Origin of the sequence: Stenotrophomonas sp. ASS1, from assembly GCF_004346925.1 — a bacterium.
Classification (GTDB): Bacteria; Pseudomonadota; Gammaproteobacteria; order Xanthomonadales; family Xanthomonadaceae; genus Stenotrophomonas; species Stenotrophomonas maltophilia_A.
Genome location: NZ_CP031167.1, coordinates 2,321,856 through 2,338,840 on the forward strand (window position 1 = coordinate 2,321,856; position 16,985 = coordinate 2,338,840).

A 16,985-nucleotide genomic window follows, 5' to 3' on the forward strand; every position below is an offset into this window, starting at 1 on the left:
GCTCAGGGCTCGGGCAGCGCTTCGATCTGCCGGGACGGATCGGCCAATCCCATTTCGTGCAACACGCGGATGGCCTGCGCGCGGTTGCGCACGCCCAGCCGCTCCATGATGCGTGTCATGTGCGCCTTGACCGTGCGCAGCTGTACGCCCAGCCGGTCGGCAATCTGCTTGTTGAGCAGGCCCTCGGCCACCAGGCCCAGCACCTTGTACTGATGTGCCGACAGGCTGGCCAGGCGTGCGGCCAGGTCGGCATCCCTGCTGAACGTCGCCACCCGTGCCACCGGTTCGCGCAGCAGCGCCGGGATCCAGCGCTCGCCCTCCAGCACGGACTGCAGCGCGGACTGCAGCTCGTTCAAACCCGAGCTCTTGGGCAGATAGCCCGCGGCGCCAAGGTCGATGGCACGCCGGATCACCTGCGGCTCCTCGTTGGCGGAGACGATGATGATCGCCAGGCCCGGCTGCAACGCACGGATCGTGGCCAGCCCGGCAAGTCCGTGGTTGCCCGGCATGTGCAGGTCCAGCAGCATCAGATCGATCGACTGGTTCTCGATCACCTCCAGCACGCTGTCCAGCGAATCAGCTTCGCTGATCTGCAGATCGGCGACCGCCTCTTCCGCCGCGCGATGCAGTGCCGCGCGGAACAAAGGGTGATCGTCGGCGATGAGCAGGGTGGGCATGTCCGGGCGAGATTATCAAATCGGGTGCGCGTGGGAACAGGTACCTAGGTACGCTGGTGCAGCAGGAAGGGCTTGCTAGTGTGGTGCGGAGAAGGCCGGCGACCGCAACGCCGCCCACGAGGAAATGCCATGTCATCCGCCCCCACTCCCGATGCCCATGCCTATCCACTGCTGATCAAGCAGCTGCTGCTGATGCCGCTGGCGGTGAGCCCTGAACAGGAAATCGTCTACGGCGACCAGGTCCGATTCGACTACCGCACCCTGCAGGCGCGCATCGGCCAGCTGGCCGGCCTGTTGACCTCGCTGGGAGTCGGCCACGGCGACACGGTGGCGGTGATGGACTGGGACAGCAACCGCTACCTGGAGGCCTACTTCGCCGTGCCGATGATCGGTGCGGTGCTGATGATGGTGAACGTGCGCCTGGCCCCAGAGCAGATCGCCTACACGCTGAACCACAGCGGGGCGCGGGTGATCCTGGCCAACCGCGAGTTCCTGCCGCTGCTGGACGCCATCGACGAGCAGCTGCCGGACCTGCGCACGCGCATCCTGCTGGACGATGCAGGCGGTCCGCTGCCGCCAGGCTTCGCCACCGAGTACGAAGCGGGGTTGCGCGATGCCACGCCGATCGTCCGCTTCCCGGACTTCGACGAGAACGCCCGTGCCACGGTGTTCTACACCACCGGAACCACCGGGTTGCCCAAGGGCGTGTATTTCAGCCACCGGCAGCTGGTGTTGCATTCGCTGGCGGCGATGGCCGCGCTTGGCGGTGCACCCCGTCAAGGCCGCCTGCATCGTGACGATGTCTACATGCCCATGACCCCGATGTTCCATGTGCACGCGTGGGGCCTGCCCTACGTGGCAACGGCGATGGGCATCAGGCAGGTCTATCCGGGGCGCTACCTGCCTGCGAAACTGCTGGCTTTGATCGCGCGTGAGAAGGTGACCTTCTCGCACTGCGTGCCAACCATCCTGCACATGCTGCTGGAGCATGCGGACGCGGCGCAGACCGACCTGGAAGGCTGGAAGGTGATCATCGGCGGTGCGGCCCTGCCGCGTGCGCTGGCGCAGCGTGCGCTGGCGCGGGGCATCGACATCTTCGGCGGCTATGGCATGTCCGAGACCTGCCCTCTGCTCACCATCGCCCAGATCGACGTGGACAGCGTGACCGATGCCGATGAGGTGCAGTCGCTGCGCACCAAGGCCGGCATACCGGTACCGCTGGTGGACCTGCGCATCGTCGATCCGGACATGAAGGATGTCGCCCACGATGGCATCGCCACCGGAGAGGTCGTGGTGCGCGCACCCTGGCTCACCCAGGGCTACCTGCACGATCCGGATGCATCTGCAGCACTGTGGGCAGGAGGCTATCTGCATACCGGGGACATCGGCAACATCGATGAAAGCGGCTACCTGAGGGTGACCGACCGGATCAAGGATGTGATCAAGACCGGCGGTGAGTGGATCTCCTCGCTCGCCCTGGAGGACATCATCGCCCTGCATCCGGCGGTCAGCGAAGTCGCGGTGATCGGCATCGCCGACACGAAATGGGGCGAGCGGCCGTTGCCGCTGGTGGTCAGGCAGCCTGGCAGTGAGGTGACCGAAGCGGAGATCATCGAACTGGTCGCTGCGCGAAGCCGCTCGGGGGACATCTCACGGTATGCGATTCCGGAACGGGTCAGTTTCGTGGAATCGATCGAGCGGACCAGCGTGGGCAAGATCAACAAGAAGAAGCTGCGTGGGTTGCATGACCCAGCGACTGGCTCGGGCCGTGGGTGATCTCCGCCCGATTGCCGAGGTCTATGCTCGAAGGACACGATGCAGGGCACGCCAAGGTATGAAGCGGCGCCCCGGGACGATGATCTCCCGGGGCACCACTGCTCTGCAGCAGACCTGGTTCAGTTCTGCCAGGACCGGTCACCCTCAGTCGATGCAGGGTCCCTTCGCAGCGGTCTCCGTGCCGGACACCTTCGCACCGATGCCGGCCGGGCCCTGGCATGCATCAAAGCTGTACTTGATCAGCTTCCACGACCCACTCGACCATCGGTATGTCCACGACTCGGAAGCACCGCTCGGCAAGGTATTGGAGATCGAGATGACCTCGCCCTCCACACCACGTGCAGGCAATGGAACAGGCGAGCCCGCCGCACCGGCCGGCTTCAGGCTGCCAGCAGACTGATAGCTGTGCGAGATGGCCAGTTCGCCCGTCTGCAACGCCGGCGCGTAGGCGGGCGAATTCCGTTTGATCCAATCGACGATGTAGCCGGCTTCCAGCGAATCCGACGCGTACGTGGCCTTCGCAACTACAGTGGCGGTCGCGGTGCCCGCGATCGGTCCTGCATTGACGCTTCCACCGGGGACTCCACTCAGTGCCAGCACCAATGGCAGCGCCGCGCCCAACAGCGAGAACTTCATACCCTGCTCCTTGTGTGTATGCAGCTTTCTCAACGGGCCGTCTATGACCCGCGGGCAGTGTAGGCATTGCGGACAGGCTGGGCATCGGCGCAGTCATGCCCATTTCTCATATCCATCAGGCTTCGAGCGCGAGCTGCCCTGCTGAAGGTCGCAGCGCCGATTGTGTTGAACGCGGCGCTCAGATCCGCGTCGTTGCCATGAACCGTTCGCGGTCCTGCTGCGTACGGCGGCGGATCTCCTCCAGCGCCTGGCTTTCGGTCGCCTGCAGCATGGCTTCGAACAAGCGCTGGAAGTGATGGCGCATCGCATTGCGCGCGGCCACCGGATCGCGCGCACGCAGGGCTTCGAAGATCGCCATGTGCTCGTCGGCACGACTGGCGCCATCATCATGGCAGACCCGTGCATAGACCTCGGTTACCCGCGGCAGTTCGCTGCGCATGCGCCAGATCTGCTGCACGAAGAACTCCACCACCGGGTTGCCGGAAAGCCGTGCGATGGCCAGGTGGAAACGGCGGTCGTACTCGCCGGCTTCCGCGTCGCTCAGGTCGCGACGGCACAGTGCTTCGGCCAACGCCTGCAGCTCGGCAATGCCGGCATCATCCAGATTGCTTGCCGCCAGAGCGGCGGCCTCGGCCTCGAATACCGCGCGGGCAGCGGTGAGGTCGAAGGCGCTGACATCCGGCAGCCCGCCGGGCGCCTGCGTCGGGCGCGGCTTCACATGCACGCCCGAACCGATGCGGATCGCGATCCAGCCCTGTGCTTCCAGTGCGATCTCGGCTTCGCGGATGGTGACCCGGCTGACACCGAACCGTTCGGCCAGTTCACGCTCGCCCGGCAGCCGCGAGCCCGGCGGAAATTCGCCGTCCTCGATCAGCTTGCGGAGCTTGGCAGCGATGGTCTGGTAAAGGCGGTTGGCGGACATGCGGCTGACCCTTGGCGATTCCTTCCCGGTCCCTGCCCTGCCACCGCGGCCGGCAAGGGTCCGGTTGGAGCGACGGCGCGACCACTGGCCGCGCCGCCCTGTTCAGAACTTGTATCGTACACCGAAATACGCACGTCGCCCGTAGGTCACCACTTCGCGGAAGTTCCCATAAAGCGGCTGGTAGGCCACGCGCGGCTCGTTGGTCAGGTTCATCAACTCCAGCGACAGCGACAACCGCTTGTTCACCCGGTAGCGCAGGCGCAGGTCCACGCTGGTGTTGTCATCGTAGTAGCGGTTCTGCTGTGCGGTGTTGCCGGTGAAGTCCTGGTAGTAGTGCGAGCGGAACTTGCCGATGGCCTGGATGTTGAAGCGCCCGACGTCCCAGTAGATCGAGCCGGACAGGACGTGCCGCGAGAAGCCGCTGAGGCCCGCCGGCGGCACGATCGCCGGAATGATCGTACCGTCACTGGCCAGCTGCTCGCCCAGTCGCGAGTCCTGGGTCCGGTAGTCGGCATCGGCGTAGTTGTAACTGACCTTGAAGCCCAGCCCGTCGAACGGCTTGGGCAGGTACGACAGTCGATGGGTGGCGGTCAGCTCGAAGCCGGTCAGCGTGCTGTCCTCGTCGGTGGTTACCTGCTGGCGTACCGGCACGGTCACGCTCTGGCCGTCGATGGTGTAGGTCTCCGGCACCAGCGCAGTGGCGGTGCCGCCGTTGAACTGCTTCCAGTACACCGCGCCGGCCAGCATCGTGTCCGGGTTCGGGTACCACTCCAGTGACAGGTCGCCGTTCCAGGACATCAGCGGCTGCGCGGCGGGGTTGCCGCTGGCGCTGATGTCATCCAGCGCGTCGGCCAGGTTGCCGTAGGTGGCATCACTGCTCACGTTGATGGTGCGCCCGGCACCCAGCGCGGCGATGTCCGGCCGCGACATCGCGCGGTATGCACCGACCCGCAGCAACACGTCCGGGCGCAGTTCGAAGGCCGCGTTGAGGCTGGGCAGCAACTTGTCGTTGCCCGCCTTGAACACCTGCGTGCTGTACTCGCCGGTGGGTTGCAGGCGGATCGTGCCGTCACCATTGTCCTCGATACGCAACCCGGTACGCACGCCTTCGGAGCGAACATCGGTCTTGACCCAGCGCAGGCCGAGGTTGCCGGTCACCGGCAAGCCGAACAGGCTGCTGCTGAACTCACCCATCAGATAGAGCGCGCGTGTCTTCTCGGTGATATCGACATTGTTCGGATCCTGGAAACCCGGATCCAGCCCGCTGTCGAGGCTGCCGCGGAACGACTGGTACAGGCAGTTCGGATCGAAGTACGCCCACGAGGAGATCGTGTTGCCGCTGGCGGCATCCATGAAGTCATCCTGCGGGAAGGGTGCACGGCAGGCCTGGTTGGCGGCGATGATCTTCGCTTTGTCGGCCGCCACGCGCTGGTCGTAGTCGGTTACCAGGGTGTTGTCGCGCAGGCGGTAGTCGGCCTGGCTGGCGCGCACGCCGCCCTTGATGCGGGTGAAGAAACCGGACTCCGGCATGAAGCTGGCATCGAAGCGGCCGGCCTTGATCCTGTGGTCATTCTCGGTGGCGCTGGAGGTCACCCGCGCCGCCCCCGTATAGGCGTCCCAGTTGTTGGGGTCGAAGTTCGGCGCCAGGGCAACACTGGGCACTTCGCCGTGCCAGTCCCAGTCATAGTCCACGTAACCGGTGGCACCACTGCTGATGCCCGGCACGATGGCATTGTTGACGTCGCGCTGGTTGGCACGCAGGCGGGTCATGCGCTCGCTGTCGAGGCGATTGGTGTGCGAGTACGAAAGATCGGTGGACAGTTCCCAGGCCGGGGTCGGTCGCAGGATCAGGTTCAGGCCACCCCCGGTGTACTCCTCGCCACGCCAGTAGCGGTTTGAGGTGGAATCAATCGAGGTGCTGCCATGCAGGTGGCGCACGATGCCGTCCTCGTCCACCTCGCGCCGGGTGATGCCACGGCGGGCGTTGGACAGGCTCAGGTCGCTGCGGTTCTCGTACCAGTTGCGCTCGGTGTGTTCGAAGTCGAGGTTCACTTCAACCACGTCATTGGGCCGCCACTGCAATGCGGCGAACTCGCTCTGCCGGTCGTTGCGCTCCTGCTTGAGCCGGTAGATGCGGCTGCTTGGCACCAGGTAGTACGGCGCGCCGTTGGCGATGGCCTGCGCGGACACTTCATTGCAGCTGGCATTGCCCACGTTCTGCGTGCCATCGCAGGCATACCAGGTGGAACCGCTGGTGATGCTCTCTTCCGGGTCGGTGCCGTCCAGGCGCTGGAAGCCCAGCGAGATGCCCAGCTTCTGCCCGTTGCCGAACTCGAACTGATCGATGTAGCTGGCGGTGCCGCGATAGCCGATGCCGTCGTCGTCGCGGTACTTCTTGTCATACTCGGCCCAGCTGCCGCGCAGGTCCAGCTGCGCCGCACGCTTGCCGTACTCCAGTGGGCGCACTGTTTCCAGGCCGATGGTGCCAGCCACGCCGCCTTCGATGATGTCAGCGCGCTGGGTCTTGTAGATGGCCACCGTATTGATCAGCTCGGCGGGGAACATGTTGAAGTTCACCGAGCGGTCGCCGCTGCCGTTGGTGATCTCGCGGCCATTGAAGTTGGTGCTGCTGAGGAAGGCACCCAGGCCACGGATGGAGATTTCCGAGGCGCCGGTCTTGTCGCGGGTCGACGCGGCGCCGGTCAGGGTCTCGATCGCATCGGCCAGCGAGGGCGCCGGCAGGTCGCCGATGTCATCGGCCGAGAGCACGTCGGCAATGACCGTGTCATCGCGCTTCTTGTTGATCGAACTCTGCATCGATTCGCGGATGCCGGTGACCTTTACCTGGTCCAGCGTGGTGGGATCCTGCCCTGCCGCGTCCTTGCTGGATTGCGCCTGGGCCGTGGACAGGCCCGCCAGCACGGCGAGCAACGCCACGATCAGGGGCGTGGGGGACAACGAGATGCTGTGCACTGCTCCGGCGGGTCGCCGCATGGTTTCCTCCTCCCAAAGGATCGCCTGCATGCCAGGCGTGGAACGCAGCTTCGGCACGGCGACATGAAAATGTCAACCAATTGGTATGCGAATGTTCAAATGCCTTTCATCCATACCAGTTGAATGCAATTTAATGTGCTCATGCAGCATGACTTTGCGCGAAAGCTGGCTTACAACGGACCCGGAAGTGGTATGCAGACCCACCCTGAAACGACGGCCCGGCCGTCTCTGGAAGGATTTCATGCGCATTCGTCCGCTTGCTCGACATCCGCTCAACTATCCATCACTGTTTTGCCTGACCACTGGTCTGGCCATGTGCCTGACCACTTCAGCGGCAAGTGCAGCCAGCTGGCTCGTCCACGATGTCGCTGAGTTCACTACCGCCGCCTCGGCGCTGCAGCCCGGCGATGAGATCGTGTTGGCTGACGGCACCTGGACCGACGCGCGGTTGCTGCTGAAAGGCCAGGGCACGGCAGCCGCGCCGATCGTGTTGCGCGCGCAGACCGCCGGCAAGGTCGTCCTCAGCGGACGTTCGGACCTGCGCCTGGCCGGGAGCTACCTGCAGGTGTCCAACCTGGTGTTCCGCAACGGCTATGCGCCGGGTGATGCGGTGGTGGCGTTCCGCGAGTCGAGCAAGGCCGTCGCCAGCAACAGCCGCGTCACCGGCCTGGTGATCGATGACTACACCAACCCGGATGCCAGCGACCAGGACTACTGGGTATCGCTGTATGGCAGCAACAACCGGTTGGACCACAGCCAGCTGCGCGGCAAGACCAACGCCGGGCCGACCGTGGTGGTGGTGCGCGATGCCACCCAGGGCCTGGACAACCAGCACCGTATCGACCACAACTGGTTCGGGCCGCGCCCGGCGCTGGGCGTCAACGGCGGCGAAACGATCCGCGTCGGCACCAGCGACAGCTCACTGAGCGATTCCAACAGCACGGTGGAGAACAACTGGTTCGAAGGCTGCGACGGCGAGACCGAGATCATCAGCAACAAGTCCGGCGGCAACACCTACCGCGGCAACGTGTTCTACCGTTCGGCCGGCGCATTGACCCTGCGCCATGGCAACGGCAACCGGGTGATCGACAACGTCTTCCTCGGCGATGACAAGGCCGGCACCGGCGGCGTACGCATCATCAACGCCGACCAGACCGTCAGCAACAACTACTTCGAGCGGCTGGCCGGGTCCAGCAACCGTTCGGCGTTGGCGGTGATGGATGCGCAGGCCAGTCCTCCGCTGTCCGGCTATGCGCCTGTGGTGAATGCCACGATCAATCGCAACACCTTCGTGGACGTGGCGAAGATCAGCTTCGGCGTCGGCCACGATGAAGCCAAGGGCATCGTGGTCGCCGCCAGCAGCAGCCGCTTCACCGGCAACCTGATCGTCAACCGCAACAGCAGCAACCCACCAACTGCCGCCAGTTCGCTGGCCGGCATCGACTTCAGCGGCAACCTGCAGTCGCCGGCAGCCAGCACCGTGTTCCCGGGTGGCGTAGAAGGCCGTGGCGTCAGCCTGCAGCAGGCTGCCAGCGGATTGTGGGTGGCCACGCCTGCCCTGCCCGCCGTGGGCGCCGATCCTGCCCTGGCGATGACCGCGCGCGAGGCGACCGGCGTCGCCTGGTATCCCAAGGTGGGCGAAGTTGCCCTGTCACGCACCCGCAATGGAGTTGATCGATGAGGTTGCAGCCGCTGTTCGTTTCCCTGGCCCTGGCCGCCCCCTTCGCCCTGCTGCCGACCGCGTCGCTGCTCGCAGCGCCCGCTGCCACTGCGCGGCAGGCCGACACCGCGCCGGTGCTGGTGACCGCAGCGCAGTGGCAGCGGATGGCCAGCGAAGGCGGCCGCTACCCGTGGTTCGCCAAGGAACAGGCGCGCACGGAAAAATCGCTGAAGAAGATGATGAAGGCCGGCATCGACGTGCCGGTACCGAAGGACAAGGGCGGCGGCCGCACCCATGAACAGCACAAGCGCAACTACCAGGCCCTGATGGCGGCCGGCACCCTGTACCGGCTGACCGGCGACAAGGTCTATGTCGACTACGCGCGCGACATGCTGCTGCAGTACGCCAGGCTCTACCCCACCCTGGGCCCGCACCCCGAAGGCCGCGGACAGATTCCAGGCCGCGTGTTCTGGCAGGTGCTCAACGATTCGGTGTGGCTGGTCAATGCCATCCAGGGCTACGACGCGATCCGCGACGCGCTGTCCGCCGAGGACCGCGACACCATCGAATCGAAGGTGTTCCGGCCGATGGCTGAGTTCCTCGTCAGCGAGCCGAAGAACTACGACCAGATCCACAACCACGCCACCTGGGCGGTGGCCGCCACTGGCATGACCGGCTACGTGCTGCGCGACCCTGAGCTGGTGGAGAAATCGTTGCGCGGCAGCCAGAAGAACGATCAGTTCGGCTTCCTTCGCCAGATCGACCTGCTGTTCTCGCCCGATGGCTATTACGAGGAAGGCCCGTACTACCAGCGCTACGCACTGGCACCGTTCCTGCTGTTCGCCAACGCCATCGAACGCAACGAGCCGCAGCGCAGGATCTTCGCGCGCCGCGACGGCGTGCTGCTGAAGGCCGTGGATGTGCTGGTGCAGTCCAGCTATGACGGCCTGTTCTTCCCGATCAACGATGCCATCCTGGACAAGGGCATCGATACCGAGGAACTGGTGGCCGGTATCGGCATCGCCTATGCGCGCACCGGTGACGACCGCCTGTTGTCGGTGGCCCAGCAGCAGAAACGCCTGCTGTTGTCCCCCGAGGGACTACAGGTGGCGCAAGCACTGGCCGCCAACAAGGCCAGGCCCTTCGATTACCGTCCGATGCTGCTGCGCGATGGCCCGGACGGCGACCGCGGTGGCCTGGCGATCCTGCGCATGAACGGCGAACGCGGCCAGGCGCTGGTGCAGAAGGACACGATGCAGGGCATGGGCCATGGCCACTTCGACAAACTCAACTGGCTGTTCTACGACAACGGCAATCCGGTGGTGACTGACTACGGCGCTGCCCGCTTCCTCAACGTGGAAGCCAAGCGGGGTGGCATCTACCTGGCCGAGAACCGCAGCTGGGCCAAACAGACTGTGGCCCACAACACCCTGGTGGTGGACGAACAGAGCCACTTCACGGGCGACTGGAAGCGCGGCGAGGAGCATGCCCCGCAGGTGCGCTTCTTCCAGGCCGATGCCGATACCCAGGTTGCCTCGGCGACCATGCGCGACGCCTACCCCGGCGTAGTTTTCACCCGCACCCAGGCGCTGCTGCGCCACCCCGGGCTGGGCCTGCCGGTGGTGCTGGACCTGCTGCAGGTGCACGGCGACAAGGCCGCGCGCTACGACCTGCCGCTGCACTTCAACGGCCACATCGTCACCACCGGCTTCGAGGCAGAACACTTCCCCACCCAGCGCCCGGTGCTGGGCAAGGACAACGGCTACCAGCACCTGTGGCTGGATGCACGCAGCACGCCCGGCAGCGAACCGCGTTCGCTGGCGTGGCTGCTGGATGGGCGCTTCTACACCTACCGATTCGGCAGCAGTGCGCCGGCACAGGCGCTGCTGGTGGAAAGTGGTGCCAACGATCCGGAGTTCAACCTGCGCCGTGAACCGGCCCTGCTGCAGCGCGTGGAAGGCCAGAAGGACGTGACCTTCTTCAGCGTGCTGGAGCCGCATGGCGAGTACAACGGCACCGCCGAGTACGTGCACGGCGCGGACAGCCGCATCAAGGACATCGTGCGCAGCCGGGGCAGCGATGCAGAGGTGATCGAACTGCGCCTGGCCAGCGGTGCACGCATCGCCCTCGGCGTGGCCGACGACAGCAGCGCCAAGGGCGAGCACAGCGTGACCGTGGACGGCCATGCCTACCGCTGGAACGGCAGCCATGCACGCATGGACCGCAGCAAGGGTGACGGAAAATGAACGGCCCTGCCGTGGTGGCCAACCTGCGCAAGGTGCCGGTGCGTTCAGCAGTGCGCTGGTTGATCGTGGGCCTGATCGCCGTCGCTACGGTCATCAACTACATCGACCGCAATGCACTGGCGGTGATGTGGCCGGAAATCGCCAGGGAAGTAGGCGCGACCAAGGACGACTATGCCCTGCTGGTAACGGTGTTCATGCTGTTCTACGCCGCCGGCCAGTTCCTGTTCGGCCGCCTGTTCGACATGATCGGCACGCGCCTGGGGTTCGCCCTGTCGATCAGCGTGTGGTCGATCTCGATCGCGCTGCACTCGATCACCCATTCGATGCTCTCCTTCAGCCTGGTAAGGGCGATGCTCGGCATCAGCGAAGCGGGTGCGTGGCCCGGCGCGGTCAAGGCCAATGCCGAGTGGTTCCCTGCGCGCGAACGCGCGTTGGCGCAGGGCGTGTTCAACGCGGGTGCGTCGATCGGCGCGATCGTCTCCGCACCCGCCATCGCCGGCCTCTATCTGTGGCTGGGCTGGCGCGGCACCTTCGTGCTGGTCGGTGCGATCGGCTTCCTGTGGCTGCTGCCGTGGCTGTTTGTCTACCGCGCCGGGCCGGACAAGCATCCGTGGGTGAGCGATGCCGAGCGCCGGCTGATCCAGCAAGACCAGGCCGGGCAACAGACAGAGGCGGCGCCCAAAGCCAGCGTGCGCGAGCTGCTGGCCCATCGCCAGAGCTGGGGCATGCTCGCCTGCCGCTTCCTGCTGGATCCTATCTGGTGGCTGTTCGTGTCCTGGCTGCCGATCTATCTCGCTGAAACCTTCGGCTTCGACATCAAGCAGATCGGCCTGTTCGCGTGGGTACCCTTCGTCGGCGCGATGCTGGGCAGCCTCAGTGGCGGCTGGCTGTCGGGTCGCATGATCCGCGCCGGACACAGCGTGGACCGCGCCCGCAAGCTGGCCATCACCCTGGGGTGCGTGATCATGGCGCCTGCCCTGCTGGGTGCTGTGCTGGCCAATCAGCCGCTGCTGGCGGTGCTGGCGATCGCTGCGGTGCTGTTCGGCTTCCAGGTAGCCATCGGCAACATCCAGACCCTGCCCGGCGACCTGTTCGACGGCCGTTCGGTGGGCACGCTGGCAGGCCTGGGTGGCCTGGCGGCGGTCGCCGGCACCTTGATCACCACCTGGCTGGTGCCGGTGCTGACCCGCCACTCCTACGCCCCGATCTTCATCCTCGTTGCCGCGCTGGTGCCGCTGTCGCTGGCTGCGCTGTGGTGGTGGACCGGACCTATCCAGAAGCTCGACCGTCGCGGCGGCTGAGCCTAGGTCTCCTTCTTTTCCAAGTACATCCATTCCCCCGCAAACCAAGGAGTTTTCCGCATGTCGTTCCAGGACAAGGTGGCCATTGTCACCGGTGGTGGCCGCGATATCGGCCGCGCCGTTTCGATCAAACTGGCTGCCGCCGGTGCACGCGTCTGCATCAACTACGCCCATGATGAAGCCAGTGCCCAGGAAACGCTGGCACAGATCCAGGCGGCCGGTGGCCAGGCCATCGTGCATCGCGCCGACGTCACCGATGCCGCCGCCGTGGCCGGCCTGGTCGCTGCGGTACAGGCCGCGTTCGGCGAGCGTATCGACCTGCTGGTGAACGTGGCCGGTGGCATGGTGCAGCGTCGGCCGCTGGCCGACATCGACCCGGCGTTCTTCCACGCCGTGATGGACCTGAATCTGACCTCAACCTACCTGACCACGCACGCGGTGGTGCCGCACATGCGTGACGGCGCGGCCATCGTCAACTTCGCCTCGCAGGCAGGTCGTGATGGCGGCGGCCCGGGCGCATCGATCTACGCCACCGCCAAGGCGGCAGTGATGACCTTCACCCGTGCCATGGCCAAGGAGCTGGGGCCGAAGGGCATCCGCGTGAATGCACTGTGCTGCGGCATGATCGCCACCCGTTTCCATGACGAGTTCACCAAGCCGGAAGTACGCACGGCCGTTGCTGGCGCTACCCCGCTGCGCCGCCAAGGGGCACCGGACGAAGCCGCCGACGCTGCCGTATTCCTGGCCTCGGATGCGGCGGCGTTCATCACCGGTGCGAATCTGGACGTCAACGGCGGCACCTACTTCTCCTGACTGGAATCCTGACCATGCAGCGCTGGACGCTCCTGCTTTCATTGACGATCTGTTCCGCCGCGGCCGTGCCTGGCGCGTTGGCCGCACCGGTCTGGGTCACCGCCTGGACCGCCTCGCCGGCACCTGACCGCAAGGATGGCACCGCCGAGGCCCCCGTACAGTTCGCCGCGCAGACCGTGCGCCAGGACATGCGCATCGGCAGCCGTGGCGATGCGTTGCGGCTGCGCATCAGCAACGAACTCGGTACGGCGCCGTTACGGGTCGAGGACCTGCGCGCAGGAGTGAAAAACGGCACGTCCGCCCCTCTGCCGGTAACGGTGGATGGCCGCGCGGTCATCGAGGTGCCGGTGGGTGCCGCGCTGCTGAGCGACCCGGTACCGATGCCGGTGGCGGCGCTGCAGGAGATCAGCGTAACGGCCTACTTCCCGCAGCCTACTCATCCCGCCGTGCGCCGCACCGAAGTGCGGGTAGCGGACGGCAGGCAGACATCGGTTGCCGACAGCGTGCGGCTGAGCTACCAGCAGAACGTGTTCTCGGCCGTGATGGTGCAGCGCGCTGATCGTCCCCAGGTGATCGTGGCACTCGGCGATTCCATCACGGAAGGTGCCACTGCCCGTCGCGGCACCTTCAACCAGTGGCCGGAGCGATTGGCGCAGCGCCTGCAGCAGGCCTGCCCGAACCGGTTCGTGGTGCTCAACCAGGGCATCAGCGGCAACAAGCTGCTCGACCATGGCCGCAGCCACAGCGCCCTGTCACGATTGGATCGCGATGTGATCGCGGTGGCCGATGCCGATCAGGTCATCCTGTTCGAGGGCATCAATGACATCCGCCACGGTGGTGGCACGCAGCCGCTGCCTGGACGCAGTGCGGCGGACATGCTGCTGGGCTATCAGCAGGTTGCAGCGCGACTGCATGCGCACGGCATCCGCGCCTGGCTGGGTACGTTGACCCCATTCGGTGGTTCCGAGCGCTACGAGCCCGTGTCCGCAGCGACCCGCACCTCGATCAACCAGTGGGCACGCGGTGGGAAGACCGGGTTCGATGGCATCATCGATTTCGATGCCGCGCTGCGTGACCCGAAGGCCGTGGAATCGTTGCCCAACGACATCACCCGCGACCACCTGCATCCCAATGACGAAGGCTACCGGCGCATGGCCGATGCCGTCGATCTGCGCATGCTGGGCTGCACCCCCACCGAGTGAGAGAGAACCGATGAGCCGCGTCGTTTGTTTCGGTGAACTGCTGCTGCGCCTTGGCGCACCCGGCCGGGAACTGCTGCTGCAGACGCCGCAGCTGCAGGTCCACGTAGGGGGCGCCGAGGCCAATGTGGCGGTCTCACTGGCCTGTCTCGGCCACGATGTACAGATGGTCAGTACGGTACCCGGCAACGCGCTGGGCCGGCATGCCGTGGCCGAGCTGCGGCGGCATGGTGTGGGCGTGGCAGGTGTGCGTGAAGTGGAGGCTGACCGCATGGGCCTGTATTTCCTGGCCACCGGCGCGCTGCAGCGCGCCAGTGAAGTGGTGTATGACAGGGCGGGTTCGGCATTCGCCAACACTGCCCTTGCCGACCATGATTGGCCAACGCTGTTGCGTGATGCGCAGTGGCTGCACCTTTCCGGCGTCAGTCCCGCGCTGGGCGCCAATGTGGCCGAATCCGTCTTGAGCGCTGCACGGGCCGCACGCAGGTCAGGCGTGCGAGTGTCCTTCGACGGCAACTACCGACCTTCGCTCTGGCAGCGTTGGGGCGGCAACGCCGCCGCCATCCTGCGGGAGCTGTTCGCAGAGGCGGATATCGTCTTTGCCGACCATCGCGATATCGAACTGGTGCTGGGACTGCGCTTCGCCGAGGACAGCCCCATCGCGCGGACCGAGGCGGCTGCAGCGGCCGCGTTCGCGGCCCTCCCGCACCTGCAGTGGCTGGCCTGCACCCAGCGCGACGTGGTGAGTGCAGACCATCACATCCTGGGCGCGCTGCTGTTGGGACGCGACGGTACCCGTGCGCAGGCCCCCTCGCGGCCATTGCCCGGTATCGTTGATCGCATCGGCGGCGGCGATGCATTCGCGGCAGGCATCCTGCACGGGCTGGCGTCCGGATTCGATGCAGAGAGCACCGTGCGCTTCGGTCTGGCGGCAGGTGCGCTGAAGCACTCCATTCCCGGAGACTTCAGTCCCGTGCGCGAGGCTGAGGTCTGGGCGCTGCTGGAGAGCGAGCAGTTTGACGTCCGGCGCTGATCTCGCTCCGCCCTACAGGCCGCTCAGCCTGGCCAGCGGCACACGTACGCCGACCATGTACATCAGCAGCGCCACGCCGAGCAATGCACCGGGTGTCAGCATCCAACGACGGAAGCCTCCTGCCCGCGATGGCGGCCTGGCAGCGCTGGGTGGCGGGATGTTCATGCGATCCTCTCCTGCGGAATTCGGCCCTGCACGAGGTCCTGCGCGCATCTACAGCGTCAGCAGCCACGCTTCCAGCGCCCGGGTGTCGCGCATGTCGCCCGTATAGCGATGATCGGGCACGTGCGGTTCATTCGAACCACGTACCCGCCCACGGAACACCTTCATCGGCACCGAGATCCTGGCCAGCCCGCTGGGCAACCGCTCCGGCCGCACGTCCATGTACAGACTGTCGGCCGAGGTCTCGAGGCCCACCTGCACCGCGCCCAGCCGCTTCCAGAGGTCCAATGCATCCAGGCAGGCCGAGCCACAGGAAGCATCGGCCACAACCAGGACCCTGCCCTCGCGCACAGGTCCGGCCTGGCTTGCGGCGGATGCTGGATCTGCGCTGGCCTCGGATGGCTCGCGCCACAAAGCCTCACCCCGGCCGCGAGCCTGCGCCATGCCTGCCGTCACCGATTCCAGCATGCGACGCAGCTCGGGCGACGCGTCGGGCGCCTGTTCCAGCTTCTGCAGGAAGCCGCGAAGCTGGGCGATGTTGCCCTCCGAGGTCCGCCACTCTACCCAGCTGCGGTCGGGCAGCGCATCGACAGCGGCCCGGCCCCAGATCAATCGCGCCAGTTCGATGCTCCATTGCGAAGCACCGCCAGTGTTGCCACGCACGTCCAGCACCACCGTCGGTGCCTGCTGCAGCCCTTCGGCTTGCGGAGCAAGCTGTTCAAGCAGCGCGGTCAGTTCCTTGAAGTTCTGCTCCGCAGGGTCGGCATTGAAGCTGCTGGTGGTGATCCAGTAACTGCCATCGGGCATCGCGTGCCAGCCGTTGGGGGGACGGAAGCTGCGCCGGGTATCAGCCAAGCGCTCCTTGCGCTGTGCTGCCTGCAGCGGCTGCCACCGCAGTGCATAGGATGTCTCGCGTCCGCCCACCTGGAAAACGCAGGTACGCAATGCAGGCACGTAAGGATTGCCCTGTTCGAGCAGCACTTCACCGCCACCCTGGATGCGGCTGGCCTGCAGGTTCCAGCGCCCGTTGAAGTCACCCACCCGGCGTGCAGCCAGCGTCTGCGCATCACTGCCATCACACGACAGCAATCGCGCCCCCAGCGGCGGATGCCCCGGGCCATCGTCCGCAGTCATGACCACCTGCGCGTCGCCATCGAAGCCGGTCAGGAAGCCGGGCCACTGCGTTGGAAGATCGGGAGCATCGGCAAGCGCATTGAGGCTGACATGGCCATCATTGAAGGAGGCCGCATAGCCCTTCATCGCCCACCAGTAGCCCGGGTAGCTGGCGACCCGTTCCGCGCGCGAGCGTGCAAGCGCCAGGGCATCGTCCAGCTGTGCGCCGAAACCAGGATTGCGCAGGTCCACGGCGCCCGGATGGCTGCCGCGCATGGCGGCGTCGGCAGCGTCCAGATCCTTCAACAGCGTATCCGACCAGTCGATCGGCGCGCCTTGCGCGGTAGGTGCCGCAAGCACTGCACCGAGCAACAGCCATGCAATGACCATGGATTCCTCCCTTCCCCGGAACAAACGCCAGTCTCGCAGTTCTACTGCCTGGCGTACCGCGCC

General features: G+C 65.9%; 13 protein-coding genes. 7 read left to right on the top strand and 6 right to left on the bottom strand.

Annotation, left to right across the window (positions count from 1 at the left end):
* Nucleotides 1-2: 2 nt before the first annotated feature.
* Nucleotides 3-677, bottom strand: coding sequence for a response regulator transcription factor (locus MG068_RS10910; protein WP_132810160.1), 675 nt, complete (start codon nt 675-677; stop codon nt 3-5).
* A 129-nt stretch (nt 678-806) separates the two neighbouring features.
* Here MG068_RS10910 and MG068_RS10915 point away from each other — a divergent pair, with 129 nt between their 5' ends.
* On the top strand, nt 807-2,453 hold the full coding sequence (locus MG068_RS10915; protein ID WP_132810161.1) for a fatty acid--CoA ligase: 1,647 nt from the start codon (nt 807-809) through the stop codon (nt 2,451-2,453).
* 144 nt (nt 2,454-2,597) lie between these two features.
* Here the strand turns inward: MG068_RS10915 and MG068_RS10920 are convergent, their stop codons facing one another.
* The 3 genes from MG068_RS10920 to MG068_RS10930 all read right to left on the bottom strand — a co-directional run bounded on the left by MG068_RS10920 (nt 2,598) and on the right by MG068_RS10930 (nt 7,005).
* Nucleotides 2,598-3,089, bottom strand: a complete 492-nt coding sequence (locus tag MG068_RS10920) for a hypothetical protein (protein WP_132810162.1) — start codon at nt 3,087-3,089, stop codon at nt 2,598-2,600.
* Between the two features lie 178 nt (nt 3,090-3,267).
* Nucleotides 3,268-4,011, bottom strand: coding sequence for a FadR/GntR family transcriptional regulator (locus MG068_RS10925; protein WP_005409753.1), 744 nt, complete (start codon nt 4,009-4,011; stop codon nt 3,268-3,270).
* A 102-nt stretch (nt 4,012-4,113) separates the two neighbouring features.
* On the bottom strand, nt 4,114-7,005 hold the full coding sequence (locus MG068_RS10930; RefSeq protein ID WP_132810163.1) for a TonB-dependent receptor: 2,892 nt from the start codon (nt 7,003-7,005) through the stop codon (nt 4,114-4,116).
* A 241-nt stretch (nt 7,006-7,246) separates the two neighbouring features.
* Between MG068_RS10930 and MG068_RS10935 the strand changes: the two genes are divergently transcribed.
* The 6 genes from MG068_RS10935 to MG068_RS10960 are packed head-to-tail and all read left to right on the top strand — an operon-like array spanning nt 7,247 to nt 15,257.
* Entirely contained in the window at nt 7,247-8,686 is a 1,440-nt protein-coding gene (locus tag MG068_RS10935; protein WP_132810164.1) for a polysaccharide lyase 6 family protein, read from the top strand.
* Nucleotides 8,683-10,911 carry an oligoalginate lyase gene (locus MG068_RS10940; RefSeq protein WP_132810165.1) on the top strand — a complete coding sequence of 743 codons (2,229 nt, stop codon included), beginning with the start codon at nt 8,683-8,685 and terminating at the stop codon, nt 10,909-10,911. Before MG068_RS10935 ends, MG068_RS10940 begins: the two co-directional genes overlap by 4 nt.
* Entirely contained in the window at nt 10,908-12,212 is a 1,305-nt protein-coding gene (locus MG068_RS10945; protein ID WP_049461096.1) for an MFS transporter, read from the top strand. Before MG068_RS10940 ends, MG068_RS10945 begins: the two co-directional genes overlap by 4 nt.
* Nucleotides 12,213-12,272: 60 nt before the next feature.
* Nucleotides 12,273-13,025 (top strand): SDR family NAD(P)-dependent oxidoreductase, encoded by a 753-nt coding sequence (locus tag MG068_RS10950; RefSeq protein ID WP_049461094.1) that lies wholly within the window; start codon nt 12,273-12,275, stop codon nt 13,023-13,025.
* A gap of 14 nt (nt 13,026-13,039) precedes the next feature.
* Nucleotides 13,040-14,227 carry a GDSL-type esterase/lipase family protein gene (locus tag MG068_RS10955; protein WP_132810166.1) on the top strand — a complete coding sequence of 396 codons (1,188 nt, stop codon included), beginning with the start codon at nt 13,040-13,042 and terminating at the stop codon, nt 14,225-14,227.
* A 10-nt stretch (nt 14,228-14,237) separates the two neighbouring features.
* Complete coding sequence (locus MG068_RS10960) at nt 14,238-15,257, top strand: sugar kinase (protein ID WP_132810167.1); 1,020 nt, start codon at nt 14,238-14,240, stop codon at nt 15,255-15,257.
* Nucleotides 15,258-15,269: 12 nt separating this feature from the next.
* Here the strand turns inward: MG068_RS10960 and MG068_RS21085 are convergent, their stop codons facing one another.
* Entirely contained in the window at nt 15,270-15,422 is a 153-nt protein-coding gene (locus MG068_RS21085; RefSeq protein WP_165929935.1) for a hypothetical protein, read from the bottom strand.
* Between the two features lie 48 nt (nt 15,423-15,470).
* Nucleotides 15,471-16,922 (bottom strand): S41 family peptidase, encoded by a 1,452-nt coding sequence (locus MG068_RS10965; protein ID WP_132810168.1) that lies wholly within the window; start codon nt 16,920-16,922, stop codon nt 15,471-15,473.
* Nucleotides 16,923-16,985 lie beyond the last annotated feature (63 nt).